This window comes from Microcoleus sp. BM001215392, from assembly GCF_036700185.1.
GTDB lineage: Bacteria > Cyanobacteriota > Cyanobacteriia > Cyanobacteriales > Microcoleaceae > Microcoleus.
In genome coordinates, this window is sequence record NZ_JAUBOJ010000635.1 from 1 (window position 1) to 2,167 (window position 2,167).

Consider the following 2,167-nt stretch of genomic DNA (forward strand, 5'->3'; position numbering starts at 1 on the left):
ACATAAATAACTTCATGAATAGAGCCGATACCCGTACTGCATCAATGATTTGATTTCTGTTCTGCAACTGTCCACTGTCCACTGCTATGCTATACAACCGACTAAAAGACCCCAATTGTCTTTACCTATACTTGGCTGAAAATGTCAAGCTTGTCGGCAAAAGACAATTGGAGATTACAGAACATCTTGCAGCAATTTTACTTTTCCTACACGAGGTTATGTTGAGCATAGCAAACCGATAAATTTGCTATGCACGCATCGGAGCTATTGGTGCGAGCGGGAGATTTTTTGCACAAAAACCCGAAACTTTGGTGTTAGCGGGAAAAAGCTATAAAATCGCTAGCAGTAATCGCTTTATCCGCCCCCAAAATATTAGCTAAAACCTCGCCAGTGGCAGCAACTTTCAGGACATAACTGTTAGGTGTGGAGTCAAGGCGCAAAGACTCGAAACTCAATCCCCCAGCCAGGACAAATTTGTCAGTTCCTACTACAAAATTGAGGACAGTATCGATACCGCTGTTGCTATTTAACACAAAACGATCGCTCCCAGCACCTCCAATTAAAGTATCTTCTCCACCATCGCCAAACAGCCAGTCATCCCCTGCGCCCCCGTTGAGAATATCGCTATCTTTCCCTCCGTAGAGACTATCGTTACCGTCATCACCGTTAAGGGTATCTTGACCTTCATTGCCGTATAGAAGGTCATCACCGCTGCCGCCGTTAATGCAGTCTTGCTGACCGTTGGCGCCGACAGGGCCGAGCTGGTTTTCCCCGCGATCGCCAAAAATGGTATCGTTGCCACTATCGCCACAAATTAGATCGCTGCCCGAGTCACCGTAAATTAAGTCATCGCCGGCGTCACCGTGCAGCAAATCGTCATCCTTACCGCCGTTGAGATAGTCGTTACCATCTCCGCCGCCGATCGTATCGGAACTCTCGCCACCGTTGAGATAGTCGTTACCCTCGCCCCCAAACAGCAAATCGCGGCCGATGAGGGCATCGCTGACTAACTGATTTTGCAAGCCACCGTAAAGCGAATCGTCTCCCTCGCCACCAACAATCGTGTCAGAACCGAGTTCGCCCAAAATCAAGTCACTACCTTTACCGCCAAATATCAAGTCATTACCTTTGCCGCCAAAAATGCTGTCGTTACCGCTACCGCCGCCGATGATGTCGCCGCTGTCGTTGCCGAAAATTAAGTCGCTTTCCTCCGTAGCCATGGTGATGTTATTGTCGGTGCCGTAGTCGCCGAGAATCGTATCAGAACCTAGATTACCGTAGAGAGTATCCGACTCGGTTTCACCAAAAATTCGATCGCCCCCTTTGCCTCCAAACAGCAAATCTCGACCGTTACCGCCTCGCAAAGTATCGTCACCTTCTTGAGCGTTGAGCAAGTCATTACCGTCGCCTCCAAACAGCAAATCCTGGCCGTTGGGGTCGCCATTGAGTGTGTTGGCGACGCCGCCAAACAAAGAATCGTCTCCGCTATCGCCGTAGAGGGTGTCGGAACCCTTGTTCCCCCAAATCAGGTCGTTTGCTTTGCCGCCGGCGACGACATCTGCGTCTTTGCCGGCGTAAACCGTGTCGCTGCCTTGATTTCCAGCAATGGCATCGCTTCCGGAGCCTCCGAAAATCAAGTCGCCGTCGTTACCAGTCAGGTCAATGTTGTTGCCGTTGTCGCCGACGATGGTATCGCCACCGCGATCGCCGTACAATGTGTCGCCACCGCGATCGCCAAAGACCCGATCTTCTTGTTTTCCCCCAAAAATCACATCGTTTTGTTTGCCACCATAAACAGTATCGTTGCCTTTACCCGAGGCGATAAACTCTGGCTGTTGGTCGCCAAACACGATATCTGAACCGCCTTCACCTAACACTGTGTCGTCGCCTGTGAAGGAAACGAACAGTTCGTTAGAGTCGTTGCCGGTTAAGTAATCGTTGCCGACAGTCCCTAAAATCGTGTTTTGGATATCGGTGATGTCTGGGGTGTTTGACTCAAAGTTGAGTAATTGCGAACGCTGGGGTGGGATAAATGTGAAGACAGGCTGCTGGGGCAGGGGGTCGCAACCGCAACCGGTATCCGGTTCGGGTACTCGCCCGAAAATAGGTGGGGGTGTGGGTGTCGGTACTGGTAGAGGTGTGGGTGTCGGTACTGGTAGAGGTGTGG

1 protein-coding gene is annotated in these 2,167 nt (G+C 50.8%); it reads right to left on the minus strand.

Features of this window, described 5'->3' with window-relative positions; translation table 11 throughout:
• Nucleotides 1–314: 314 nt before the first annotated feature.
• Nucleotides 315–2,167 (minus strand): calcium-binding protein (locus tag QT974_RS33630; protein ID WP_333472697.1); only part of this gene is annotated, 1,853 nt, incomplete at its 5' end.